The 24,544-nt window shown below is 67.6% G+C and carries 20 protein-coding genes, 2 tRNA genes, 1 pseudogene and 1 riboswitch; of the genes and pseudogenes, 21 read left to right on the top strand and 2 right to left on the bottom strand.

The annotated features are described in order from the left end of the window. Positions 1-291: 291 nt before the first annotated feature. From NIBR502770_RS09030 to mctP, 15 genes are all read left to right on the top strand, one after another. Positions 292-3,696, top strand: coding sequence for an Rne/Rng family ribonuclease (locus tag NIBR502770_RS09030; protein ID WP_141181721.1), 3,405 nt, complete (start codon positions 292-294; stop codon positions 3,694-3,696). A 159-nt stretch (positions 3,697-3,855) separates the two neighbouring features. Beyond that, positions 3,856-3,953: riboswitch (TPP riboswitch) on the top strand. 7 nt (positions 3,954-3,960) lie between these two features. Then, a complete protein-coding gene (thiD, locus tag NIBR502770_RS09025; protein ID WP_141183373.1) occupies positions 3,961-5,481 on the top strand; it encodes a bifunctional hydroxymethylpyrimidine kinase/phosphomethylpyrimidine kinase in 1,521 nt (506 codons plus the stop codon). A gap of 261 nt (positions 5,482-5,742) precedes the next feature. Beyond that, positions 5,743-6,051: a 50S ribosomal protein L21 gene (rplU, locus tag NIBR502770_RS09020; RefSeq protein ID WP_003803420.1), complete on the top strand. Its 309-nt coding sequence runs from the start codon at positions 5,743-5,745 to the stop codon at positions 6,049-6,051. 61 nt (positions 6,052-6,112) lie between these two features. Beyond that, entirely contained in the window at positions 6,113-6,376 is a 264-nt protein-coding gene (gene rpmA / locus NIBR502770_RS09015) for a 50S ribosomal protein L27 (protein ID WP_009372867.1), read from the top strand. 117 nt (positions 6,377-6,493) lie between these two features. Beyond that, entirely contained in the window at positions 6,494-8,083 is a 1,590-nt protein-coding gene (gene obgE, locus NIBR502770_RS09010; RefSeq protein ID WP_141160227.1) for a GTPase ObgE, read from the top strand. A gap of 4 nt (positions 8,084-8,087) precedes the next feature. Continuing rightward, entirely contained in the window at positions 8,088-9,224 is a 1,137-nt protein-coding gene (gene proB / locus NIBR502770_RS09005; RefSeq protein WP_210418933.1) for a glutamate 5-kinase, read from the top strand. Between the two features lie 26 nt (positions 9,225-9,250). After that, complete coding sequence (locus tag NIBR502770_RS09000) at positions 9,251-10,618, top strand: glutamate-5-semialdehyde dehydrogenase (protein WP_141181719.1); 1,368 nt, start codon at positions 9,251-9,253, stop codon at positions 10,616-10,618. A gap of 78 nt (positions 10,619-10,696) precedes the next feature. Further along, entirely contained in the window at positions 10,697-10,936 is a 240-nt protein-coding gene (locus NIBR502770_RS08995) for a hypothetical protein (protein ID WP_141160230.1), read from the top strand. Then, a complete protein-coding gene (nadD, locus tag NIBR502770_RS08990; protein WP_371416503.1) occupies positions 10,875-11,606 on the top strand; it encodes a nicotinate-nucleotide adenylyltransferase in 732 nt (243 codons plus the stop codon). The genes NIBR502770_RS08995 and nadD overlap by 62 nt, the downstream gene beginning before the upstream one ends. Before the next feature lie 7 nt (positions 11,607-11,613). Then, positions 11,614-12,894: a hypothetical protein gene (locus NIBR502770_RS08985; protein WP_141181717.1), complete on the top strand. Its 1,281-nt coding sequence runs from the start codon at positions 11,614-11,616 to the stop codon at positions 12,892-12,894. Positions 12,895-12,936: 42 nt separating this feature from the next. Next, the gene (gene rsfS / locus NIBR502770_RS08980) at positions 12,937-13,338 is read left to right on the top strand and encodes a ribosome silencing factor (RefSeq protein WP_141160232.1); all 402 of its coding nucleotides are present in this window, start codon (positions 12,937-12,939) and stop codon (positions 13,336-13,338) included. Positions 13,339-13,452: 114 nt separating this feature from the next. Continuing rightward, positions 13,453-13,525, top strand: a tRNA-Ala gene (locus NIBR502770_RS08975). A gap of 165 nt (positions 13,526-13,690) precedes the next feature. After that, positions 13,691-13,766 (top strand) — tRNA-Ala (locus tag NIBR502770_RS08970). A gap of 188 nt (positions 13,767-13,954) precedes the next feature. Then, complete coding sequence (locus NIBR502770_RS08965) at positions 13,955-14,326, top strand: DUF3311 domain-containing protein (protein WP_141181716.1); 372 nt, start codon at positions 13,955-13,957, stop codon at positions 14,324-14,326. After that, positions 14,323-15,999, top strand: coding sequence for a monocarboxylate uptake permease MctP (gene mctP, locus NIBR502770_RS08960; RefSeq protein WP_141181715.1), 1,677 nt, complete (start codon positions 14,323-14,325; stop codon positions 15,997-15,999). Before NIBR502770_RS08965 ends, mctP begins: the two co-directional genes overlap by 4 nt. A gap of 75 nt (positions 16,000-16,074) precedes the next feature. Here the strand turns inward: mctP and NIBR502770_RS08955 are convergent, their stop codons facing one another. Further along, complete coding sequence (locus tag NIBR502770_RS08955) at positions 16,075-17,409, bottom strand: class I SAM-dependent methyltransferase (RefSeq protein WP_141181714.1); 1,335 nt, start codon at positions 17,407-17,409, stop codon at positions 16,075-16,077. A 46-nt stretch (positions 17,410-17,455) separates the two neighbouring features. On the opposite strand from NIBR502770_RS08955, the gene NIBR502770_RS08950 reads away from it, so the two are divergent. The 6 genes and pseudogenes from NIBR502770_RS08950 to NIBR502770_RS08925 all read left to right on the top strand — a co-directional run bounded on the left by NIBR502770_RS08950 (position 17,456) and on the right by NIBR502770_RS08925 (position 24,219). Next, complete coding sequence (locus NIBR502770_RS08950; protein ID WP_141181713.1) at positions 17,456-18,544, top strand: FAD-dependent oxidoreductase; 1,089 nt, start codon at positions 17,456-17,458, stop codon at positions 18,542-18,544. 50 nt (positions 18,545-18,594) lie between these two features. Beyond that, positions 18,595-19,766: pseudogene (locus NIBR502770_RS08945) on the top strand (class I SAM-dependent methyltransferase). A 181-nt stretch (positions 19,767-19,947) separates the two neighbouring features. Continuing rightward, positions 19,948-21,147 carry an ROK family transcriptional regulator gene (locus NIBR502770_RS08940; RefSeq protein WP_141160238.1) on the top strand — a complete coding sequence of 400 codons (1,200 nt, stop codon included), beginning with the start codon at positions 19,948-19,950 and terminating at the stop codon, positions 21,145-21,147. A 7-nt stretch (positions 21,148-21,154) separates the two neighbouring features. Further along, positions 21,155-22,507, top strand: coding sequence for an extracellular solute-binding protein (locus tag NIBR502770_RS08935; RefSeq protein ID WP_141181712.1), 1,353 nt, complete (start codon positions 21,155-21,157; stop codon positions 22,505-22,507). A 3-nt stretch (positions 22,508-22,510) separates the two neighbouring features. Further along, positions 22,511-23,392, top strand: coding sequence for a carbohydrate ABC transporter permease (locus NIBR502770_RS08930; RefSeq protein WP_141160240.1), 882 nt, complete (start codon positions 22,511-22,513; stop codon positions 23,390-23,392). After that, entirely contained in the window at positions 23,389-24,219 is an 831-nt protein-coding gene (locus tag NIBR502770_RS08925; protein ID WP_246857452.1) for a carbohydrate ABC transporter permease, read from the top strand. The genes NIBR502770_RS08930 and NIBR502770_RS08925 overlap by 4 nt, the downstream gene beginning before the upstream one ends. Here NIBR502770_RS08925 and NIBR502770_RS08920 read toward each other — a convergent pair. Next, entirely contained in the window at positions 24,216-24,443 is a 228-nt protein-coding gene (locus NIBR502770_RS08920) for a hypothetical protein (RefSeq protein ID WP_141181711.1), read from the bottom strand. The genes NIBR502770_RS08925 and NIBR502770_RS08920 overlap by 4 nt on opposite strands. Between the last annotated feature and the right edge of the window lie 101 nt (positions 24,444-24,544).

Genomic DNA, 24,544 nt, shown 5'->3' with positions numbered 1-24,544 from the left:
CACATTCGGACTCCGGTCCGGTGGTTTGTTCCCAAGACCGCCAATGATGAGCAGGGCAGGCTTCGGATTCTTCCGGCACACCCGCGACTCCATTGAGCGGCACCTGGTTGTAGCACGAAGAACAACGGGTTTTCAGAACATCCGCCGGCTCCCACGGGCTGCCGCACCCCAACGACGGTGCGAACCTGGGAGTATCCACTTGACTTCTGTCAATGCCTGCGGGTGTTGACAATATGTGCCCCAATGGGTGCCGGATGTGGCGGTACGTCAGGGGCAGGAGTGTTGCCACGTATGGAGAATGACCAGGAACTCGCCGTTAACGATGAAGCAGCGGCTGCCGCGCCCAAGAGGGCACCGCGGACCCGCCGCAAGGCGGCACCCAAAACCGGGCATGCCCCTGCGGATGCCGTGACCAGTGCACCGGATGCCGATTCGGCCCCCGGTGGAGACCCGGCCGGTCAAGAAACCGCGGTTGAAGCAACCACCGTGGACGCAACCGCTGCCGAAGAAGCCGGCACTGCGCAGAAGGCGCCCGCCCGGCGCACCCGGGCCCGGAAGAAGGCCGACACCGCGGAACCCCTGCCTGCCTTCGCCGCTGACGCGGAGCGTGCTGCCGAAGTGGCGACCGTTGACGCGCCGGCCGCAGTTCCGGACCCCGGGGCCGACAGCCCTGCCGTTCCTGCCCAGGAGGCAACGGCAGATCCCGAAACCAAGCCGGTCCGCCGCCGTCGGGTAGCCACCCGCAAGGCTGCCTCTCCAGCCGCCGCCCCCGCAGCCGACTCCGCGGGAACGGCTGGTGAAACACCTGCCGCCGCAGCCCCGGAGGCAGTGCTGCCGGAGGCCGCTGACCAGATCGCGGAACAGGACGTGGAGCAGGCGAACGTGCCCGCCGGGCAGGAGGCCGTTCCTGCAACGGAAGGGGCTCCGGCACCGGAGCAGCCCACGGAAGCGCCGGCAGCGGAAGACGGCGAGGCCGCCGCTGCCGCCAGCCCCTTCGGCTCGCTGTTCCTGGAACCCGCTTCCCCCACCTCAGTACTCTTCCAGGCCCCGGACCTCAGCACCGTAGTCCGGCCCGCAGCGCCGGCCGCCGCGGAGCCTGAGGAAGAAGAATCCGAAGACGCCGAGGATTCCTCCAGCCGCCGCCGTCGCCGCAGCCGTGGCCGCAGGGGCCGCAGCCGCATCGGTGGTGCGGCGGAGGAGGACAACGAGGACAGCGGTTCCGATGCTGAGGACGAGTCCGACGAGGACAACGCAGGCCAGGTGGAAGACGGCGTGACGTCCCGCCGCCGCCGTCGCCGCCGCCGCGGTGACCAGGACCTTGAGCTGACCGGTGGGGAAGACGACGATCCGCCCAATACCGTGACGAGGGTCCGTGCGCCGCGCGCGGTCAGTGAAGCGCCGGTCAACAACCGGGTCACCAGCGTCAAGGGCTCCACCCGCCTTGAGGCCAAGAAGCAGCGCCGCCGCGAATCCCGCGACACCGGCCGCCGCCGCACGGTGATCACCGAAGCCGAGTTCCTGGCCCGCCGCGAATCCGTGGACCGCCAGATGATCGTGCGCCAGCGCGATGACAGAATCCAGATCGGCGTCCTCGAAGACGGCGTCCTGGCAGAGCACTTCGTGTCCAAGACCCAGCAGGATTCGTTGATCGGCAACGTGTACCTGGGCAAGGTCCAGAACGTGCTGCCATCCATGGAAGCGGCGTTCGTGGACATCGGGCGCGGCCGCAACGCCGTCCTGTACGCCGGCGAGGTCAACTGGGAAGCCGTCAACCTTGAGGGCAAGCAGCGCCGCATTGAGAACGCGCTCAAGTCCGGCGACACCGTGCTGGTCCAGGTCACCAAGGACCCGGTGGGCCACAAGGGTGCCCGCCTCACCAGCCAGATCTCCCTGCCCGGCCGCTACCTGGTGTACGTCCCCGGCGGTTCCATGACGGGCATCTCCCGGAAGCTGCCCGACGTCGAACGCAACCGGCTCAAGCGCATCCTCAAGGACCGCCTTCCCGAGCACGCCGGCGTCATTGTCCGCACCGCCGCCGAGGGCGCTTCCGAGGAAGAGCTCACGCACGACATCAACCGGCTGCGCGCCCAGTGGGAAGGCATCGAAAGCCAGTCCACCTCCACCAAGATCCTGGCCCCCGAGCTCCTCTACGGCGAACCCGACCTGACCATCAAGGTGGTCCGTGACGTCTTCAACGAGGACTTCTCCAAGCTCATCGTTTCCGGCGAGGAGGCCTGGGACACCATCGAGGCCTACGTCACCTACGTGGCGCCGGACCTTGTGGGCCGGCTCGAGAAGTGGACCAAGGACCAGGACATCTTCTCCGCCTGGCGAATCGACGAACAGATCCACAAAGCCCTCGAACGGAAGGTCTTCCTGCCCTCCGGCGGCTCCCTGGTGATCGACCGCACCGAGGCCATGACCGTGGTGGACGTCAACACGGGCAAGTTCACCGGCAGCGGCGGCAACCTCGAGGAAACCGTCACCAAGAACAACCTCGAAGCGGCCGAGGAAGTGGTGCGCCAGCTGCGGCTGCGCGACATCGGCGGCATCATCGTGATCGACTTCATCGACATGGTGCTCGAATCCAACCGCGACCTGGTCCTGCGCCGCCTGGTTGAGTGCCTGGGCCGCGACCGGACCAAGCACCAGGTTGCCGAAGTGACCTCACTCGGACTGGTCCAGATGACGCGCAAGCGCATGGGCACCGGCCTGCTGGAGGTGTTCGGCGAGCAGTGCGAGGCCTGCGCCGGCCGGGGCGTCGTGACCCACGACGATCCCGTGGAGCACCGCCGGGCCAACACGGTGGCGGCCGAGCACCACGTCCAGCGCACCGACAACCGGCCCGAAACCCGTGCGGAGGCCCGCCCGGAAGCGCAGCGGAACGACGCCCAGCCCGGTGTCCGGTCCGAACGCAAGCGGCGGCGGGGACGCGGCGGCCAGCAGCCCGAGGCTGCCCCGGCACCTGCCGTCCATGTCCACACCGTCCAGCCGGACCCGTCCGACGCCGAGCGGCACGCCAAGGCGGAGGCAACCAGGCTTGCCCTGGCGAACATCGCCGCTGCCGCCCATGCGGCCCACCTGCACGACGACGAGGTAGCGGCTGCCCGGCAGGTGCCGGCCGCGGAGCCCGCGCAGGTACCCGTTGAGGAGAAGCACGACGCCGATGCCCCGGCACGTCCCGCAGCCGTCCTCACGTTCGGCGGCGAGGAAGTCCCGCTTCCGTTCGTGGAGCACGCCGGGGAACAGCATCCGAAGCCTGCCCTGACGCTGGACCGGCTTGCGGAAGCATTCGCACACCTGGGCCAGCCGGCTTCCCCTGTGGGGGATGCGCCTGCCAATCAGGCAGAGGCTCTGCAGGCAGCAGAAGAGGCAGCACCGGAGCAGCCGGCCGGGGCAGGGGCGGCGGGAGCCCGCGCCGGTGCCGCTCCTGAGGCGTCCCCTGAAAAGGACTATTCGGACCACACGCTGGAGCAGTCCCGGCAGCGCCGGCCCCGGCGCCACCGGGCCGCCAGCCGTGCCCAGGGTGCCGCCAACGAGACCGCCGTCCAGCACCATGAAAACGTCCAGGCTGATGCCGGTGGGCACTCGCACGCAGCGAAGGCCCCCGAACCCGCGAAGGACCAGCCGGAACCGCGGAAGGCGGCCGAGGAACCCATCATCCTCGGCGTCGGGGTGCCTGCCTCGGAACTCTAGGCACAGGAGCTTCCAGCCAGGAATCCCCGTCCTGCGCATCGGTCCACCCGGATTACCGGGGGTACCGTGCGGGGCGGGGATTCCTGCCGTTGCGGGATGGCCCATTTTTGCGGCGGCCGTTGTCACCTTTTTCCCGGGTGCGGCACACGGGCTAGGGTAGGAACCGACACGGGGTGCCGCGCAGCAGGCCGGCTGAGATCCAGACCCGTTGAACCTGTCCGGCTAGTACCGGCGAAGGGATGTCTCTTGTCTTCGACCCTTTCCATGCCCCTGCCAGCTTCCTCCGCCACCAGCACCGGGCTGCCAACCGGCCGGGAAGTCCCGCGGGTCCTGTCCATCGCCGGCTCCGACCCGTCCGGGGGCGCAGGCATCCAGGCCGACCTGAAAAGCATTTCCGCCCACGGCGGTTACGGCATGGCTGCCATCACGGCGCTGACGGCGCAGAACACGTGCGGTGTACAGGCAGTCCACGTTCCTCCCGCAGCCTTCCTGGCACAGCAGCTGGACGCGGTCAGCGATGATATCTCCATTGACGCCGTCAAGATCGGCATGCTGGGGGACGAGGCCGTGATCCGCACTGTCCGGCACTGGCTGGAGAAGGTCCGTCCCGCCGTCGTTGTCCTGGACCCGGTGATGGTGGCCACCAGCGGCGACCGGCTGCTGACAGAGTCCGCCGAGGCCGCCCTCCGGGACCTCTTGCCCCTGGCCCACCTCATTACCCCCAACCTGCCGGAGCTTGCCATGCTGGTGGGCGCGGATCCAGCAGACAGCTGGGCGGCAGCGCTGGAGCAGGGGAGGCGCCTGGCGGATGCCACCGGCGCCACCATCCTTGTCAAGGGCGGGCACCTGGCGGGTGCGGACTGCCCGGATGCGCTGGTCAATACGGCGGGCCTCCTGCCAGGGGAAGTGGTGGAGGTGCAGGGAAACCGCATCGACACGCGCAACAGCCACGGCACCGGCTGTTCCCTGTCCTCCGCGATGGCCACCGTCCAGGCACGCCTTGGCGACTGGGAGGCATCGCTCCGAACGGTCAAGCCATGGCTGGCCGGCGCCCTTGAGAAGGCGGAGCAGCTTGAAGTGGGCCGGGGAAACGGACCCGTGCACCATTTCCACCATGTGCGGCCGGCCCTCGCGGAAGGCGCTTTCGCTGCCCGGCTGTGGACGGAAGCCCAGCATGACCTGGCGGACATCTACGCCCTGGACTTCATCCACGGCCTGGCCGCCGGGGACCTGGCCGAGAAGGACTTCGCCTACTACCTGGCGCAGGATGCCCTGTACCTGAACGGCTACTCCCGGGTCCTTGCCCGGGCGAGTGCCCTGGCCCCGTCAGAAGGGGAGCAGCTGTTCTGGGCCGGATCATCGCAGCAGTGCCTGGAAGTGGAGTCGGAGCTGCACCGCTCGTGGCTCAGCACCCGCCCCGCCCAGGGCGGACTTGGCCCCGTCACCAAGGCCTACGTGGACCACCTCACCGCAGCATCGGCGTCGGGAAGCTACGCCGTCCTGGCCGCCGCCGTCCTCCCCTGCTTCTGGCTTTACGCCGAAGTCGGGGAAAAGCTGCACGCCAGGTTCCTTGCCTCGGGAGAGCCGGGCGGCCACGCCTACGCAGCCTGGCTCCGGACCTACGCGGACGAGGGCTTCGCCGAGGCCACCCGCCGGGCCATCGCCATCGTGGACGCAGCAGGACGGAGGGCCTCCGACCACGAACGCGCGGCGATGGTGACTGCGTTCAAGCAGTCCTGCCGCCTGGAAGTGGAATTCTTCGACGCGCCGAGGTTGCATTCCTGAACCCTCCGGGCAGCGCCGCCGCTATGATGGAGTCCATGGTTGCGGTGCTGCCTGTCGGAGTGTGGTTACTACCACACCCGGGCCGCCGGAACCAGCCTCATTTGCGGCCGTAGATGGATTTAGCGTATTCTGGATCTTCGGTGCTTACGCCAACACTTGGGTTATGACCCCACGGCGTTGAGGCACAGCGCGAACCCTGGCTTTTTGAGTCGGTTCCGCACGCAAATTTTGTAATAAACGTCGAGAGAAGTGAGTTCCCAAGTGGTGTACGCGATTGTCCGCGCAGGCGGCCGCCAAGAGAAGGTTTCCGTTGGAGACTTCGTTACCCTGAACCGCGTCGCCGGTGGAGCCGGCAGCACCATTGAGCTGCCCGCACTGCTCCTGGTTGATGGTGACAAGGTCACCTCTGCCGCCGCTGACCTGGCCAAGGTAACTGTTACGGCTGAAATCCTCCAGGACCTGCGTGGTCCTAAGATTGTCATCCAGAAGTTCAAGAACAAGACCGGCTACAAGAAGCGCCAGGGTCACCGCCAGGAACTGACCAAGGTCAAGATCACCGGCATCAAGTAACCACCGGTTACTGTTCAGGCATTTCAACAGATTCCCCAGAATTTAGAGGCAGGCATTTCAGATGGCACATAAAAAGGGCGCGAGCTCCACTCGCAACGGTCGCGATTCCAACGCTCAGTACCTCGGCGTCAAGCGCTTCGGCGGCCAGGTTGTTTCCGCCGGCGAGATCATCGTCCGCCAGCGTGGCACCCACTTCCACCCCGGCGCCGGCGTTGGCCGTGGCGGTGACGACACCCTGTTCGCACTGACCCCGGGCGCCGTTGAATTCGGCACCCGCCGCGGTCGTCGCGTAGTCAACATCGTTGCTGCTGCAGCTGCAGAGTAACAACCAGTTCTGAAGCGGTGGAGCGGGCCTGAGGGTCCGCTCCACTGTTCTTTTAACAGCATTACAATCGATGTGGCGTCCCCGGGCGCCCCATAAACAGCACCTGAGGAGATCCACGTGGCCAGCTTTGTAGACCGGGTAGTACTGCATGTATCCGGCGGAACCGGCGGCCATGGTTGCGTCTCCGTCCACCGCGAGAAGTTCAAGCCACTCGGCGGTCCCGACGGCGGGAACGGCGGCAACGGCGGCGACGTGATCCTGCGCGTGGACCACCAGACCACTACGCTCCTCGACTACCACCACGCACCGCACCGGCACGCGAGCAACGGCGGTCCCGGCATGGGCGACTGGCGCGGCGGCAAGAACGGCGAGACCCTGATCCTCCCCGTTCCGGACGGCACGGTGGTCAAGACCAAGGACGGCGAAGTCCTGGCCGACCTCGTGGGGGAAGGCGCCGAGTTCGTGGCAGCCGCCGGCGGCCTGGGCGGCCTCGGCAACGCTGCCCTGTCCTCACAGAAGCGCCGTGCCCCCGGCTTCGCGCTGCTCGGCATCGAGGGGGATTCCCGGGACATCGTCCTGGAACTCAAGAGCATTGCCGACATCGCGCTGGTGGGCTTCCCGTCAGCGGGCAAGTCCAGCTTGATTGCAGCCATGTCCGCCGCCCGGCCTAAGATCGCCGACTACCCGTTCACCACCCTGGTTCCCAACCTCGGCGTGGTGCAGGCCGGCGACGTACGTTTCACCATCGCCGACGTCCCCGGCCTCATCGAGGGCGCCAGTGAGGGGCGGGGCCTGGGCCACAACTTCCTCCGCCACGTCGAGCGCTGTGCGGCCCTGGTCCACGTGCTGGACTGCGGCACCCTTGAATCGGACCGGGACCCGCTCACGGACCTCGCCATCATCGAGGGTGAGCTGGAGAAGTACGCCGTCGACATGAGCTATGCCGGCCAGGACGGTGAAGTGGTTCCCCTGAACCACCGCCCACGGCTGGTCGCGCTGAACAAGGTGGACCTGCCCGACGGCAAGGACATGGCGGAATTCGTGCGTCCGGAACTCGAGTCGCGCGGCTACCGTGTGTTCGAAGTATCCGCCACCAGCCATGAGGGCCTGCGCCAGCTCGGTTTCGCCATGGCGGAGATCGTCAAGGCAGCCCGGGATGCGGTGGCTGCCGCACCGCCCAAGGTGCAGCCCGCGGTGCTGCGGCCGCGTGCAGTCAACGAAGCCGGGTTCAAGATCCGCCGCGAGGAAAAGAACCTGGAACCGCTGTTCCGCGTCCTGGGCGAAAAGCCCGTGCGCTGGGTCAAGCAGACCGACTTCACCAACGAAGAGGCCATCGGCTACCTGGCGGACCGGCTCGCCCGGCTCGGTGTTGAAACCGAACTGTTCAAGCAGGGCGCCAAGCCCGGTGACACCGTGGTCATTGGCGAGGACGACGGCGTGGTGTTCGACTGGGAGCCCACCATGATGGCAGGGGCTGAGCTCCTGGCGTCGCCGCGCGGCACCGACGTCCGGTTCGCCGATATCGGCGACCGCCCCACCCGCAGCCAGAAGCGCGAAGAGCAGCAGGAGCGCCGCGACGCCAAGGCTGCCGCCCGGGCGGAGCTCGAGGCAGAGCGGAAAGCCGGGATCTGGACCGAGTCCGTCAGCGGCCGCCGTGCCGCCCAGCCCGTCAAGGAAAGCGGACTGGAAGCGGACGATGACCTCTAGGGGCATGACTGCAGTACCCGCCGTGCCCGCGGGGGACAGGAGCGCGCTGGCCGGGGCCCGCCGGATCGTGGTCAAGGTAGGCTCCTCGTCGCTGACCAGCATCAAGGGCGGCATCTCGGAGGAATCACTGACCGCCCTCGCTGACGCCCTGGCGGCCAAGCGCAATGCGGGCGCCGAGATCATCCTGGTGTCCTCGGGCGCCATCGCCGCAGGCCTGGCGCCGCTTGGTCTGGCCAAACGGCCCCGCGACCTGGCCACCCAGCAGGCCGCTGCCAGCGTGGGCCAGGGGCTCCTGATGGCCCGGTACACCCAGGCCTTCGGTGCCCATGGGGTCACCGTCAGCCAGGTCCTGCTGACCGCCGAGGACCTGATGCGCCGCAGCCAGCACACCAACGCCCTCCGCGCCATGGACCGGCTGCTGAACCTTGGGGTAGTCCCGGTGGTCAACGAAAACGACACCGTGGCCACCCATGAGATCCGCTTCGGCGACAACGACCGGCTGGCCGCCCTGGTGGCCCACCTGGTGCGCGCCGACGCACTCGTGCTGCTGTCCGACGTCGACTCCCTCTATGACGGCCCACCTTCCCAGGGTGCCAGGCGCATCCCGCTGGTCACCGGCGCCCACGACCTCGAGGGCGTATCCATTGGCAAGGCGGGCAAGGCGGGCGTGGGCACCGGGGGCATGATGACCAAAGTGGAGGCCGCCGGCATGGCGGCAGGATCGGGAATCCACGCCTTGGTGACGTCCACACCCAATGCCGCAGCGGCCTTGAACGGCGAGGACGTGGGCACGTGGTTCGCCGTCAACGGCTCCCGCAAACCGGTCCGCCTCCTGTGGCTGGCGCACGTTGCGTCGGTCCAGGGCCGGCTGGTCCTGGACGAGGGGGCAGTCCGCGCTGTGCGGCACCACCGCACGTCCCTGCTGCCGGCTGGCATCTCCGCCGTGCATGGCGAATTTGAAGCCGGCGACGCCGTTGAGCTGGCCGGAGCCGACGGCACCATTATTGCCCGCGGCCTGGTGAACTACTCCTCCGAGGAGCTGCCGCGGATGCTGGGACGGTCAACGCATGAGCTGGGCGAGGAAATGGGCAGCGGCTACAACCGTGAAGTTGTTCATGTTGATGACCTGGTGCTGGTCTGAGCTGCCTCCTCGCCTAAACTTGGATCATGACTGACGCCCTGATCCACGCTGCTGAACATTCCGGAACCACCGCTGCGCAGGAGCAGCCGGTTCCCGCAGCGGAACCGGAATCGGCCGAGGCACCCTTGTCCGCTGCCGGGGTGGAGTCGGCCGTCCACGCCATCACCGACCGCGCCCGCCTGGCCGCCCGCCGGATGGCCACCGCCAACCGGGCCTGGAAAGACCGTGCCCTCCGCGCCGTGGGCGCCGCCCTGCAGGAGAATGTCCCGGCCATCCTCGCTGCCAACGCCATGGATGTGCAGCGGGGCAAGGCCAACGGGACCTCCGCTGCCCTCCTGGACCGGCTCACCCTCACCGAATCCCGCGTCGCCGGGCTGGTGGCGGCCCTGGAAAACCTGGCCGGCCTTCCGGACCCCGTGGGCAACGTGGTGCGCGGGCAGACCCTCCCCAACGGGCTGCGCCTCCGCCAGGTCAATGTGCCCATGGGGGTGGTTGCTGCCATCTACGAGGCACGGCCCAATGTCACTGTTGACATCGCAGGACTTGCCCTCAAGAGTGGCAATGCCGTCATCCTCCGCGGCGGCAGCGCGGCAGAAGCCACCAACCAGGTGCTGGTCCGGATCCTCCGCGAAGCCCTGGAATCCGTTGGCCTGCCGGCTGACGCAGTCCAGACCGTGGACCAGTACGGCCGTGCAGGCGCCACCGTCCTGATGAAAGCCCGCGGAAGGGTGGATGTCCTGATTCCCCGCGGCGGCCGGGACCTGATCCAGACCGTGGTCACCAACTCCGCCGTGCCGGTCATCGAAACAGGGGAGGGAAACGTCCACATCTTCATCGATGAGTCCGCCGACGAGAACATGGCCGTGGAGATCCTGCTCAACGCCAAGACCCAGCGGCCCAGTGTCTGCAATACCGTGGAGACACTGCTGGTCCATTCCGGCTCAACGGTGCTTCCCGCCGTCGCCTCCGCCCTTCGCAGCGCCGGTGTCCGGCTCCACGTGGACGGGCGCATCAGTGCCGCACTGCCCGCCACGGTCGAAACCGAACCGGCGACGGACGCGGACTGGGAAACGGAGTACATGGACCTGGACCTGGCCGTGGCAATGGTGGACAGCCTGGACGAAGCCGTCCAGCACATCCGGACCTGGTCCACCGGCCACACCGAGGCGATCCTCACCAACAGCCTCGCCAGCGCCGAGCGTTTCATCGCCGAGGTTGACTCCGCTGCCGTAATCGTCAACGCCTCCACCCGGTTCACCGACGGCGGGGAACTGGGCCTGGGTGCGGAGGTTGGCATCTCCACGCAGAAGCTGCATGCCCGCGGTCCCATGGGCCTGACCGAACTCACCACCACGAAGTGGATCGTCCAGGGCGAAGGCCAGGTCCGCGGGTAGCAACGCGGTAACATAGACCAGAACCCGGAAAGCAGCGGAAGGTTCCGCTGCCTGTAAATCCTTGAACAAGGGGAGAAAATGCTGCTCCAGCAGATTGCCACGTCCGTCGCCGCTGCAGGCGAATCAGGCCACGAGGAGCTCGCGCCCCTGTGGGCCGAACCGTGGGTCTTCGGCGTGTCCATGTTCGGCATCCTGGTGGTGCTGATGCTCATTGCCTGGTCCTACAACAACCTGGGCAACCGGCACGCTGCCACGGATGAGCACGCGGATCCGCACCGCCAGCACCCCAACAAGCACGATCGCGGGCAGGGCCACTAACATTTCCCACAACCTGCAACGCAATGGGGCCCGGGGGAGGCTGCGGCTGGGCGTGATGGGCGGGACTTTCGATCCCATCCACCACGGCCACCTTGTGGCGGCCAGCGAAGTCGCAGCGGAGTTCGACCTTGACGAGGTGGTCTTCGTTCCCACCGGGCAGCCATGGCAAAAGTCCCATAAACAGGTCAGCGAGCCCGAACACCGCTACCTGATGACCGTCATCGCCACGGCCTCCAATCCACGGTTCACCGTCAGCCGTGTCGACGTCGACCGCCCCGGTCCCACGTACACCATCGACACCCTGCGCGACCTCAGGGCGCAGCGCCCGGACGCCGACCTGTTCTTCATCACCGGCGCGGATGCGCTGGCGCAGATCCTGTCGTGGAAGGACATCGACGAACTCTGGTCGCTCGCCCACTTCGTTGGCGTGACCCGGCCCGGGCACGTTCTGGACGGCATGGGCCGGGACGACGTCAGCCTCCTGGAAGTGCCCGCCATGGCCATCTCGTCGACGGACTGCCGCGCCCGGGTAGCCTCCAACAGCCCGGTCTGGTACCTCGTCCCGGACGGGGTGGTCCAGTACATCGCCAAGTACGGTCTGTACTCGGAGGCACCGGCAGGCGCGGATGACGCACCGTCCGAAGCACGCGAACCAGCCAGTACTGAATGAGTTCTCAATGAGTCAGGAACAGCCCCCAATCCGCAGCCGCCGGGAACTCCGGAAGGCCAGGGACGCCCAGCAGGCCACCTTGCCTGCCACGGAGCAGCGCCCACCGGCCGCTAACCGGCCGGCTGACAGCGCGCCCGCGCAGGACGGCCAGGATTCGGCGCCCGCCTCCGGTTCCGCAGGGGGAGCCGCCCCGGCACCCCACACCCAGGCGCCGTCGGACCAGGCCGCCATGCAACGCTCCTCCCAGATCCGCGCCCGCGACCGTGCCGCACTGCGCACCATCAAGGAGCTTGAGGAAAAGGAAGGGCAGCTTGCTGCCGGCGGGCCCCCCACCCGGCGCCAGCTGCGCTTGCAGCAGCTCAAGGAGCAGGCCCTGACGTCCGCCAACCCCATCGTTCCGGCCGCCCCTCCTCGTGCGGGCAAGGCGGCCACGCCAGGTACCCCCAAGCCTGCCACGCCAGGCAAAGACACCGGCGGGGCAGGAGAGGGCGCGGACAATACCAACGCAATCAACCCTGCCCATGCCCCCGCCGGCGCCCCGGAGGGCATGACGGTGGAACAGGCCCTGGAAGCGCGCGCACTCATCGCCGCGCAGGCCAGGAACCAGATTGCCAAGATGGAGCACATCGCTTCCCTGGATCCGGAAGCCGTGGATCCCGAAATCCTGGCTGAGCAAATTGCGTTGGCCGAACGGGCCGCCGTCCTGAACCGCCGCGCCATGGCCCGGCAGAAACTTGCCGAGCAGGCCGGCAATCCCGCCGGCGCCCCCGGCAGCGCTCCGGCGCAAAAGGACACCGCGGGCCCGTCAACGGCCAGCAACCTCGCGATGGTGACGCCCCTGGAGTTCGTCCAGGTGCCGGGCGTGGAGCGGCCGGTCATGAAACCGCCGGCCACCTCCCACGTTCCGGTGACCACCCGGCCCGGTACCAAGGTGCCCGGCACGAAAGTACCGGGCGCTGGAAAACGGAGGCCCGCCGCACGGCCCAAAGCGCCAGCCCCGGATGCGGCAACCGGCCGCTCACAGGTCATCGCCCGCGCCGAGGCGGCTGCCAAAGCCGCCAGCCGTCCCAAGCCGGTTTCGCGGCCGGAAGACCAGTCGGAGGATCTTTTCGAAGACCTTCCCCGGGTTCCCGCCCGCTCCGCCTACGGGCTCGATCCCCTGGATGCCGCCACCGCCGGCCTCACCAGGGCCCGCCGGAACCGCATTCTCCAGTTCTGCATCCTCGCCTTCGGGATCCTGGCCCTCATCGCCGGGATCATCCTGATCGTCAGCGGCATGTCCCGCTGACCTGCCAGCCGGCACCAACACTTAACCAAAACAAGGAGTCTTGTGACTGCAACATCATCGTCCATCGCTATAGCCCGCACGGCCGCCAAGGCCGCCGCGGACAAGATCGCCCAGGACATCGTCGCCATGGACGTCAGCGAACGTTTGGCCCTCGCCGATGTCTTCCTCATCGCCTCGGCGCCCAGCGAACGCCAGGTCAACGCCATCGTGGACGGCATCGAGGAAGAGCTCGCCAAGCAGGACCTGCGGCCGGTGCGCCGCGAGGGCCGGTCCGGCGGCCGCTGGGTCCTGTTGGACTACGCCGACGTCGTGATCCACGTCCAGCACGAGGAGGACCGCGTGTTCTACGCCCTTGAGCGTCTCTGGAAGGATTGCCCCGTCGTCGACCTGGAGCTCGGTGATGACGCGTCAGCCAAAGCCGGCGCTGTTTCCGACAGCGAGTAGGCCACGCCTGGCGGCGAATATTCCCAATTTGGAATTTTCGGAAATGCTGTTCTAAGATATTTGAGTTGCTTCGGGGGAGACCCTGAAGATAGCTCGCAAGGGCAGCAACAATCCGGGGCTGTGGCGCAGCTGGTAGCGCACCTGCATGGCATGCAGGGGGTCAGGGGTTCGAGTCCCCTCAGCTCCACCGGAAAGTCCGCCGGAACCATGTGGTTCCGGCGGACTTTTTTGTCGCGTCAAGGCGTCGTGGCGGGGTGCCCAAACGCCTGATCACCGCCGATTGGCGTCCAGCGGAAAAGTGCATTACTCTGGTCAGGTTGCTCCGGGGAATTCCACCGGAAAACAAACGTACGGGGCTGTGGCGCAGCTGGTAGCGCACCTGCATGGCATGCAGGGGGTCAGGGGTTCGAGTCCCCTCAGCTCCACCAGTACGGAAAGGGAACCATCACCCGTGATGGTTCCCTTTTTTGTTGCCACCGGCAACCGATACTGGGCCGAAACCCTTCCGGCGCAGGTCAAAGCGCGGTACAACTGTGGTTGAGGGCACATCGTCCCGCCTCCGGACAGCTTTCATCCAAAGCGGCGGCCGCGGGACAGGCTGACGAGGAGGTCACAGATGTCCCACGCAGACGGCTACGACCGCAACGGCGGGGCTTTTCCCGATGAACCGCGCCTGACCCGGGACACCGCTATCCGCGGACCGGCCAGGCCCGCACCCTATATCGGCGCCGGTATCCTGCTGGCCGCCGCCATCCTTTTCCCATTGATGCCGCAGCTCTACTCCTTTGACGCGCCGCGGCTGGCAGGCATGCCCTTCTTCTACTGGTACCAGCTGCTGTGGGTGCCAATCTCTGCGATCCTGACCGGCAGTGCGTACTGGCTGGTCACCAAGGAAGACCGACGACGGCGGGCCGAGGCGCGCGCAGGTGGCCCGCCCCAGGCAGGCAGTGGCTCCGCCGGGGCCGGGTTGGGAGGTGGCCGGCCATGAACACGCGCGAGATCAACTGGACTGCCCTGATCATTGTGGTGCTGCTGTTCGTCATCGTGGCCGTGATGGGCTTCCTCGCCGCCAAGTGGCGCCGCAGCACCGAAGTGGAAGGGCTGCACAGCCTGGACGAGTGGGGACTGGGCGGCCGCGGCTTCGGCACCTGGATCACCTGGTTCCTCCTGGGCGGGGACCTCTACACCGCGTACACCTTCGTGGCGGTGCCGGCAGCCATGTGGGCCACCGGCGCGGTAAGCGGCTTCTTCGCGGTTCCGTACACGATCGTCCTGTATCCGATCATCTTCATCATCATGAGCCGGCTGTGGTCCGTATCGCACCGCCACGGCTACGTCACCTCGGCGGACTTCGTGGGCGGCCGCTATGGCAGCCGCTGGCTCTCCCTGGCCGTGGCCGTGACGGGCATCGTCGCCACCATGCCCTACATTGCGCTGCAGCTGGTGGGTATCAAAGCAGTCCTTACCGTCCTTGGCCTGGGGAGCTCCGGCAACGTGCTGCTGACCGACCTGCCGCTGATCCTGGCCTTCGTGGTCCTGGCCGCCTACACCTACACCTCGGGCCTGCGCGCCCCGGCGATGATCGCCGTCGTGAAGGACCTCCTGATCTACCTTGCGGTGATTGTCGCCGTGATCTACCTGCCCATCAAGTTCGGCGGCTGGGACACCATTTTCGGGGCGGCGCAGACCAAGCTGGGGGCGGTGAACCAGGCCACGGGCAAGCCGGCGGGTGTCTTCGTCCCCGGGGCGGCGAACTACTCCGCCTACTGGTCGCTGGCGCTGGGCTCGGCCATGGCGCTGTTCATGTATCCGCACTCGGTGACCGCGGTGCTGGCCTCGAAGGCACGCAACACCATCCGCCGCAATGCCGCCATCCTGCCGCTGTACTCCCTGATGCTCGGATTCCTGGCCCTGCTGGGTTTCGTGGCCATCAAGGCGGGCACCAAGCCAATCGACCTGGACGGATCGGTCAATCCGCAGCTGGTGGTCCCGCAGCTGTTCCTTGACCACTTCCCGGCCTGGTTCGCCGGGATCGCACTGGCCGCGATTGCCATCGGGGCCCTGGTGCCTGCAGCGATCATGTCCATTGCCGCCGCCAACATGTTCACCCGGAACATCTACCGCGACTTCATCCGCCCGGACGTCGATCCAAAGACGGAGGCGAAGGTGTCCAAGATTGTCTCCCTGGTGGTGAAGGTGGGCGCCCTGGTTTTCGTGATCGCCATGGACCAGTCGGCGGCCATCAACATGCAGCTGCTGGGCGGCATCTGGATCCTGCAGACCTTCCCCGCAGTGGTGGCCGGCCTCTACACACGCTGGTTCGACCGCTGGGCCCTGCTGATCGGCTGGGCGGTGGGCATCATCTTCGGTACCGTCTCCGCCTACAACGTGGTCAACCCCGTGACCAAGGCACACTTTGGTGGTTCGGTGGCCCCCATTCCCGGCACGGACTTCAGCGTCTACATTGCCGTGTCGGCGTTCGCGCTGAACCTGGTGGTCGCCGCCGTGCTGACCCTGGTGATGCGGGCCCTCAAGGTCCGGACCGGCGAAGACCTTACCCGCCCCACGGACTACGCCGCCGATGAAACGGATCCCAAAGTGGTGCAGATCGAAAAGACCCAGCACTTCACCCAGCCGGGCGGACCTTCCCCGGTGGCCTGACCGCGCTGGGGCCTGACCGCGGGGTCGCCAAGCCGCCTTCCTGCCAGGTTGCGTCCTGGCAGGAAGGCGCTTGCGTCACAGCCAGGCTGTGCGGCGCAACGGCGGTTCCTCCCCGCCCGGACGGCGCACCAGGACCTGGTTGACTCCAGTGAGTCCGTTTTCGAATCCGATGGCGCTGGCCGCCATGTACAGCCGCCACACCCGCGCGCGCCCTTCTCCGGCCAATTGCACCGCTTCCGCCCAGTTCTGCTCCAGCCGCCTGACCCACGCCCGGAGGGTCAGCGCGTAGTGGGGGCGCAGTGCTTCCACGTCGAGGACTTCGAACCGGGCAGTCTCCAGGGCGGACACCATTTCGCCCAGGCTGATCATCTCGCCGTCCGGGAAGACGTACCGGGGGATGAATGAGTCGGGATCAGGGGCGGTGGGGCCGGCGTTCCAGGAGATGGCATGGTTCAGCAGCCGGCCGCCGGGGCGGAGCAGCCCGAAGAGCGCTGCGGCATAGGCAGGGGTCTGGGGCCGTCCCACGTGCTCGGACATGCCGATGGAGCTGATGGCATCGTAGGGCCCGTCGTTGACGTCCCGGTAGTCCTGGACCCGGATCTCCACCCTGTCGGTGAGGCCGGCGTCGGCTGCGCGCTTGCGTGCCAGGATGGCCTGCTCCATTGACAGCGTCACGCCCACCACCCTGGCGCCGTACCTTGCCGCGGCATGGAGGGCGAAGCTGCCCCACCCGCAGCCAACATCGAGGACCCGCATCCCGGGCTGGAGGCCCAGCTTGCGGCAGACAAGGTCCAGCTTGGCTTCCTGCGCCGAGTCCAGTCCATTGTCCGGGCCGCCGCCGGGAGGGGCGCCTTCGTCCGGCCACACAGCGCAGGAGTAGACCATTGAGGGTCCCAGCACCAAGGCGTAAAAATCGTTGCCGACGTCGTAGTGATGCGAGATGGCAGCCGAATCCCGTCCACGGGAGTGCATCCTGCCCTTCCTGGCGATCCGCGCCTCTTCGGGCGGAGGGGCAGGGCTGGGTCCAACAGCGCCCAGCCGGACCGCGGTACGCACCAGCAGCCAGAGTTCGCTGGCGGAAAGCGGCCGGAAGGGTCCGGGCTCGGCGAACTTCCCGGCCGAACTCAACGCAGCGAAGGCTGCGAAGATGTCACCGGGGGCGTCGATGTCGCCTGCCACGTACGCCCGGCTCAGGCCAAGCTGCCCCGGTGACCAGAGCATCCGCCGCAAAGCCTTCCGGGACTTGAACTCCAGGACCGGTGCGTTGGCGGGGCCTGCTTCCGAGCCGTCCCATGCCCGCAGCCTCAGCGGGACTTCGCTGGTGCCCAAAACGACCCCCAGCGCCTTCTCCAGCCTGGCGGCGTGCCCGCGCGCTCCGGTTCCGCTCTGTCCGGCGTCTTCAGTGTCCATGCGCCCACCCTAAGGCCCGGCAGCCCTCCGCGACTATCATGGGGGAGTGATTCCTGACCCAACCGATGTGGTGGTCATCGGGGCCGGCCAGGCAGGCCTGTCGGCGGCGTACCATCTCCAGCGCCGCGGGCTCAGCTTCGCCGTGCTCGACGCCGAGGAAGGTCCCGGCGGCGCGTGGCGGCACCGCTGGAAGAGCTTGCGCATGGCCACCGTCAACGGGATCAGCGACCTTCCCGGGATCGCCAAGCCGGAGGTGGACCCCGCGGAACCAAGCTCGGAATTCCTGACCCGCTATTTCGCCGGCTATGAGGCGGAGCTGGGGCTTGCCGTCCACCGGCCGGTGAAGGTGCGGGCCGTGCGGCGCGAGGACAGCAATCCGGCCGGGCGGCTGCGGATCGAAACGTCCGACGGCGACTGGCGCGCCAAGGCACTCATCAACGCCACGGGCACGTGGACCCGCCCGTTCTGGCCCATCTATCCCGGCCGTTCCTCGTTCCGCGGCAGGCAACTGCATGTGGCCGACTACGTGTCCGCGGATGAGTTCCGCGGCCGGCACGTGATCGTGGTGGGCGGCGGGATTTCTGCCGTGGGGCTGCTGGAGGAGATTTCCCGCGTCACTTCCACCAGCTGGTTCACGCGCCGGGAGCCGGTGTGGCGCGACGAAGCGTTTGATGCCAGGGCGGGCCATGACGCCGTGGCACTCGTGGAGGAGCGCGTCCGCATGGGGCTCCCACCGCAAAGCGTCGTATCGGTGACGGGCCTGATCTGGACGCGCGCCCTTCGTGCAGCGAAGGAACGGGGCGCGCTGGCCCGGCAGCCCATGTTTACCGCCATTGAACCCGAGGGGGTCCGCCGCGCCGACGGCACCCTGCTCAAGGCCGACGTCATCCTGTGGGCCACAGGGTTCAGGGCGGAACTGGAACACCTGGCGCCGCTCCAGCTGCGGGGACCGGGCGGCGGGATCGCCATGGACGGAACGCAGGTGGCGGCCGAGCCGCGCGTCCACCTGGTCGGGTACGGCCCGTCGTCGTCCACCATCGGCGCCAACCGTGCCGGACGGGCAGCAGTGGCAGCGATCCTGAAGCTGCCGGCGATGGCGACGGTGACGGCGGCGGAACCGGTAACGTGGGGGTGATGCCCCGGGTCCCGGGGCCGGCAGAGGCGACAGAAGGCGGCAGCACACCGGTGGCAGCAAACACCCTGGCGGACATCTTCGACGGGCTGCGACGGCGGCCTGATGTGGAAGCCCCCAACCTGCAGGCCTGGGATGCCACCGACCGGCTCTTGCTGGAAACAGCTGTCGCCCTGGGACGGGCGGGCGGTGGCGTGGCGGTTATTGGAGACCGCTACGGAGCACTCACTCTCGGCACCGCCGAGACCTTGGCTCCGGCGTCGCTTCGCGTGCACCAGGACCTGGTCACCGGGGAGCGGGCCCTGCGGCTGAACGCGGCCGAACTGTCAGCGAGGCGGGAGGCTGCCGGGCTTCCGGCAGACAGCGCCGGGTCCAGTTTCATGCAGCTGCCCCTGGGGCCCGAACTGCTGGCCGGAGCGGACACCGTCCTGCTGCAACTCCCCAAGACCCTCGCCGAGCTTGAGGAGATCGCTGCCGCCGTTGCCAGGTACGCCGCACCGGATGTCCGGCTGCTCGCAGGTGGGCGGGTGAAGCACATGTCACTGGGCATGAACGCCGTCCTTGAACGGTATTTCGTGTCCGTGCAGCCGCAGCTGGCGCGGCAAAAATCGCGGATCCTCCTCGCGGCCGGTCCCAAAACCGCCGCCGCATCCCCGCGTTTTCCGGTGGTTGAACACCTTGCGGAACTGGACCTGGACGTCGCCGCGCACGGCGCTGTCTTCGCCGGCGCCAGGCTGGACATCGGCACGCGCTTCCTGCTGACGTTCCTGCCCGCCATGAAGCCGGCACGCCACGCCGTCGACCTCGGATGCGGCACCGGTATCCTCGCCGCAATGTATGCCAGGCAGTTCCCGGAGGCCGCGGTGACGGCAACCGACCAGTCCGCGGCGGCCGTCCAGTCCGCCCTGGCCACCGCCCGCCTGAATGGTCTTGGGAACCGGATCACGGTGCTGCAGGACGATGCGCTCAGCACCTTCGCGGACGGCTCGGTGGACGCCGTACTCCTGAACCCGCCGTTCCATGTTGGTGCCGGGGTGCACGCCGGCGCCGGGGTGAAGATGATCGAAGCCGCGGGACGGGTCCTGGCTCCGGGGGCGAGCTGTGGACGGTGTACAACCGGCACCTGGACTACCTGCCCGCCCTGGAGCGGTCCGCCGGGCCCACCGCGGTGGAGGGCCGTAACCCGAAGTTCACCGTCACCCGCAGCACCCGCAGGTCCCACTGACCCCTTCCATCCCCTCACCGGCCACGACATCCGCCGCGCCGCTGGCAGGACATGTGGGCGGTGGCGGACGCGTAACGTACGATTCAAAGCATCACCACCGCCAGGTAGCCGAAGACGTTTAGGGGACACCGTGTCTGAGATCCGCCAATCCTCTCCGAGGCGCGGAACCAACTTGCCCAGGATGGGGGACTTCAACCTCACGGTCATCCTCGACGCAATCCGCAGGACCTCCGGGGGACTGAGCCGGGTGGAACTCGCCCAGATCGTTGGCCTGTCGCCGCAGACCATCTCGAACATATCCCGCCGCCTGCTGGACCAGAACCTGATCGTCGAAGCCGGCAAGGAGGGCAGCGGCCCCGGCAAGCCCCGCACCATCCTGCGCCTGAACCCCGGCGGCATGTACGCCCTCGGTGTCCACCTGGACCCGGCCGTGACCACATTCGTGGTGCTTGACCTCGTGGGAGCCGTGGTGCGGCACTCCCGGATCAAGACCCCGGGCGGAAACGATCCCGCCGCCGTGATCGCCACCATCGCCGCGGAGCTGGCCCAGCTCGTGGAGGATTCCGGCGTGGACCATGCCCGCATCGCAGGACTCGGAGTGGCCGCTCCAGGTCCCATCGACCTGGACCACGGCACCGTGGTGGACCCGCCACTGCTTCCCGGATGGGACAGGGTGGAACTGCGGAACGCGCTGGCCAAGGCCACCGGCTATTCCGTGCTGGTGGACAAGGACGTCACCAGCGCCGCCGTGGCGGAAACATGGGCGGGCGGCCCCAGCGGCGCCGGCAGTTTCGTGTTCATGTACATGGGGACCGGCATCGGCTGCGGGATCGTCCTGAACGATGAGGTGGTCCGCGGCACATCCGGCAACGCCGGCGAGATCGGCCACATCATCGTGGACCCGGACGGACCGCCCTGCGATTGCGGCCAGCGCGGCTGCGTGAAGTCATCCTGCATACCGCAGGTCCTGGTGGCGGAAGCTGTGGCAGCGGGAGTCCTGGAGGGGGCCCAGGCCGGAAGTGCCGCCGAAATCCAGCAGAGCTTTTCCGAGCTGTGCGCCCGTGCCTACGCCGGCGACGAGGGCGCCGCCGCCATCCTGGACAAGTCCGCCGTCCTGGTTGCCCGGGCGGTCTCGGTGGTCACCAACACCCTGGATGTTGAACGGGTGGTCTTCGGTGGCCCGTTCTGGACCTGCCTGTCGCAGCGCTACCTCGAACTGGTCCCGCCGCTGCTGGACGCCAACAGCGCCGCACGCCTGATCCACCCCATCGAAGTCGTGGGTACAGGGGTGGGGGAGGACGTGGGCGCCATCGGCGCCGCCTCGCTGGTCCTGGAACATACGCTCGCGCCGCGCGCCCAGCGGCTCCTGCTGGAAAGCTGACGGGGCCGTGTTCCGCCGGGCATCCAAAGCCGCATCGCTGGCGGCCGCCGCAGTCCTGGTCCTCGCGGCCTGCACCCCCGCCGATCCTGCCGGCGGAAACCGGACCATCAAGGTGGCGTACCAGAAAACAGACTCGTTCACGGCACTGGACACCATGTTCCAGGAGGCGAAGAAGGAGTTCGAGGCCGCCAACCAGGGTGTGGCAATTGAGCTGCAGCCCATCCAGGCCAATGACGACGATTACGGCACCAAGCTGGCGCTGGCGCTGCGGTCGCCCGCCACCGCCCCGGACGTCTTCTACGAGGACACGTTCAAGGTCCGCTCCGACGTGGACGCCGGCTACCTCCTGAACCTGGACAGCCGCCTGTCCGGGTGGGGGGACTGGAACAAGTTCGATGCCGGCGCCAAGGAAGCAGGCAAAGCGGACGACGGCGGCACGTACGCGGTCCCGCTGGGCACCGACACGCGTGCCATCTGGTACAACAAGAAGGTTTTTGAGGCTGCCGGCATTGGCCTGCCGTGGCGCCCGTCAAGCTGGCAGGAGATCCTGGACACCGCCAGGAAGATCAAGGCCTCCCAGCCGGATGTGATTCCCTTCAACATGTATGCCGGCAAGGGCACCGGTGAAGGAAGCGTGATGCAGGGTTTCTACGAGCTCCTGTACAGCACCGGGGCGGCCCTTTATGACCAGGATTCGAAGAAGTGGGTTGTGGGCTCGGCCGGCTTCAAGGATTCGCTGGCCTTCCTCAAAACCCTCTATGGGGAAAAGCTCGCAGTGCCTCCGGCTGAGGCGCTGGATCCGAACGTCTGGAAAAAGGTGTTCGGCGAATGGTTCCCGAAGGCAAAACTTGGCGCAACCGTGGAAGGCTCCTACGCGCCGTCGTTCTGGCAGGATGGCGGCAGCTACGCCTGGCCGGAGTACGGGCAGGACATGGGAGTGGCCCCGTTCCCCACCCAGGCAGGGGGCCCGCCCGGCGCAGTGAGCATGTCCGGAGGATGGACGTTGGCCGTGGGCGCGGAAACCAAGCAGCCCGACCTCGCGTTCAAATTCCTAACCACCGCCCTGGACGCAAAGAACTCCCTCAGGTTCACGGTGGACAGCTCGCAGATCGCCGTCCGCACCGACGTCGCTGCCGACCCCGGCTACCAATCTGCCAACCCGTTCGTGAAGGACGTGTCCAGCCTGGTCGCAGTCACCCGGTACCGCCCCGCGACGTCCGACTATCCGCGGATCTCCGCTGCCGTGCAGGAGGCCACCGAAGCCGTTATCACCGGTAACAGGACCCCGGAACAGGCGGCAGCCGATTACGACGCGGCCGTGGCCGGCATTGTGGGCGGCGACAAAACCATCCGGAAGTAAGCGGTGCCCGCCAGCCACCGCACCCGGCACGTGGTCCGGTACCTGCCGGTGCTGCCCGCCGTCGTGCTTCTGCTTGTGTTCCTCGCCGGTCCGGTGCTGTGGGCCTTCCACGCCTCCCTGACCAACGCCGCACTCACCGGGCGCCACGCCAGGAACCCCGACTGGGTGGGCCTGGACAACTACCAGCGGCTGCTGCAGGACCAAACCTTTCCGCTGTCGTTGGCCTTAACCGTCCTCTTCGTCGCCGGTTCGGCGATCCTGGGCCAAAATGTGCTGGGGCTCGCCCTCGCGGTCCTGATGCGGCGTGCACGGCCGGTGGTCTCCGCAACTGTCGGCACCGCCGTCGTCGCCGCCTGGGTCCTGCCGGAGATCGTGGCGGCGTTCGCAGCCTACGCCTTCTTCAGCCGCGACGGGACACTCAACCAGCTGCTCGGCGGGCTGGGACTGGCGGAGACAGACTGGCTCTACGCGGTTCCCATGGCGGCCGTGATCCTGGCGAACGTGTGGCGCGGGACCGCCTTCTCCATGCTGGTCTACCGGTCCGCGCTTGCCGGAGTCCCCGGCGAGCTGACCGAAGCTGCACAGATGGACGGTGCCGGCGCCTGGCAGCGGCTGGTGTCCATTACCCTTCCGGTGATCCGGGGCAGCATAGCCACCAACCTGATGCTGGTCACGCTGCAGACCCTGGCCGTCTTCACCCTGATCTGGGTCATGACCGCCGGCGGTCCTGCCAACGGCAGCACCACGCTGCCCGTGCTGGCCTACCAGGAGGCCTTCAAGTTCGGAGACATCGGCTATGGCACCGCCGTCGCTACGGTCCTGATCCTCATCGGCGGAGTATTCGGGGGAGCATACCTTCGTTTGCTGAAGGAGCAGAAGCCGTGACCGCCGGGCGAAAAGGCAGGCGCAGCACCCTGGCGGATGTGGTCCTGCTGCTGATTGGGGGGTGCTTCCTGCTGCCGCTGCTCTGGCTGGTCCTCGGCTCGCTGGATCCTGCCGCGGGACATGCGGTCAAGGTCCCGCAACGGCCGGCCCTGGACAATTTCGCCGCCGTCCTCACTCCGGAACTGCTGTTCCGGCCGCTGTGGAACAGCCTGCTGCTGTCCGCCGGGACGGGGATCGTGACGCTGGCCGCCGCCGTTCTCGCCGCCTACCCGCTGTCCCGCTACCGCTCCCGCTTCACCACCCCGTTCATGTCCGGCATCCTCTTCGGAACCTGCCTGCCCGTCACGGCCATCATGGTGCCCGTCTATGGCCTGTTCGTGCAGTTCCGGCTGCTGGATTCCCTCCCGGCCACGGTGCTGTTCCTGGCAGCCACCAGCCTGCCCATGGCCATCTGGATGACCAGGAACTTCATGGATGCCGTGCCCCTGGCGCTGGAGGAGGCGGCCTGGGTGGACGGTGCCTCCCGGCTGGCGGGCCTGCGTGCAATCGTGCTGCCGCTCATGGGCCCGGGGCTGGGCGTGGTATTCATCTTCGCCTTCATCCAGGCCTGGGGGAACTTCTTCGTCCCGTTCGTGCTGCTGCTCTCCGAGGGCAGGCAGCCGGCAGCAGTATCGATCTTCAGCTTCTTCGGCCAGCACGGGGCAGTTGCCTACGGCCAACTGGCCGCATTCTCGATCCTCTATTCGATTCCGGTCCTGGCCCTCTACGCCATCGTGGCGCGCGGGTCCGGCAACTCACTGGCCCTGTCGGGAGCTGTAAGGGGCTAATCGATGTCCTCAAGCACCACACCGAACGGCAGGGTGTCGTCCAGATGGGCCTGGTGGCCGTGGTGGGTGTCCACCACGCGGACGCCGTGGAGTTTATCGGCAGCGGACTGCATCAGGACGGGCCTGACGGTGTCGATGACCATCTGGCTCTTGTCGGCGAGATATTCCTTGTAACTGGCTGGGAGCTCAATCATGGCAAAAGGATAGACCTGCCGGACCCGCATGGGGAGGGGTGCCCATTGCCGGGCCGGGGCTGCCCGGCTTGGATAGGATGACGGACGGGACGCGGCCGGCCCGGACCGTCCGCCCAACACCGTCATCAGGG

This window comes from Pseudarthrobacter sp. NIBRBAC000502770, from assembly GCF_006517815.1.
Lineage (GTDB): Bacteria > Actinomycetota > Actinomycetes > Actinomycetales > Micrococcaceae > Arthrobacter > Arthrobacter niigatensis.
The sequence above is the reverse complement of the archived record's forward strand: the minus strand, read 5'-3'. Positions and strand labels throughout refer to the sequence as shown.

Bases quoted from the DNA above. Each gene is read 5' to 3' on its own strand.
- thiD (WP_141183373.1), top strand. From the start codon at position 3,961: ATGCCCCTGCCAGCTTCCTCCGCCACCAGCACCGGGCTGCCAACCGGC.
- NIBR502770_RS08985 (WP_141181717.1), top strand. From the start codon at position 11,614: ATGAGTCAGGAACAGCCCCCAATCCGCAGCCGCCGGGAACTCCGGAAG.
- rpmA (WP_009372867.1), top strand. From the start codon at position 6,113: ATGGCACATAAAAAGGGCGCGAGCTCCACTCGCAACGGTCGCGATTCC.
- nadD (WP_371416503.1), top strand. From the start codon at position 10,875: ATGAGCACGCGGATCCGCACCGCCAGCACCCCAACAAGCACGATCGCG.
- NIBR502770_RS08940 (WP_141160238.1), top strand. From the start codon at position 19,948: ATGGGGGACTTCAACCTCACGGTCATCCTCGACGCAATCCGCAGGACC.
- NIBR502770_RS08955 (WP_141181714.1), bottom strand. From the start codon at position 17,409: ATGGACACTGAAGACGCCGGACAGAGCGGAACCGGAGCGCGCGGGCAC.
- NIBR502770_RS08920 (WP_141181711.1), bottom strand. From the start codon at position 24,443: ATGCGGGTCCGGCAGGTCTATCCTTTTGCCATGATTGAGCTCCCAGCC.
- NIBR502770_RS08965 (WP_141181716.1), top strand. From the start codon at position 13,955: ATGTCCCACGCAGACGGCTACGACCGCAACGGCGGGGCTTTTCCCGAT.
- proB (WP_210418933.1), top strand. From the start codon at position 8,088: ATGACTGCAGTACCCGCCGTGCCCGCGGGGGACAGGAGCGCGCTGGCC.
- mctP (WP_141181715.1), top strand. From the start codon at position 14,323: ATGAACACGCGCGAGATCAACTGGACTGCCCTGATCATTGTGGTGCTG.
- NIBR502770_RS08995 (WP_141160230.1), top strand. From the start codon at position 10,697: ATGCTGCTCCAGCAGATTGCCACGTCCGTCGCCGCTGCAGGCGAATCA.
- NIBR502770_RS09000 (WP_141181719.1), top strand. From the start codon at position 9,251: ATGACTGACGCCCTGATCCACGCTGCTGAACATTCCGGAACCACCGCT.
- NIBR502770_RS09030 (WP_141181721.1), top strand. From the start codon at position 292: ATGGAGAATGACCAGGAACTCGCCGTTAACGATGAAGCAGCGGCTGCC.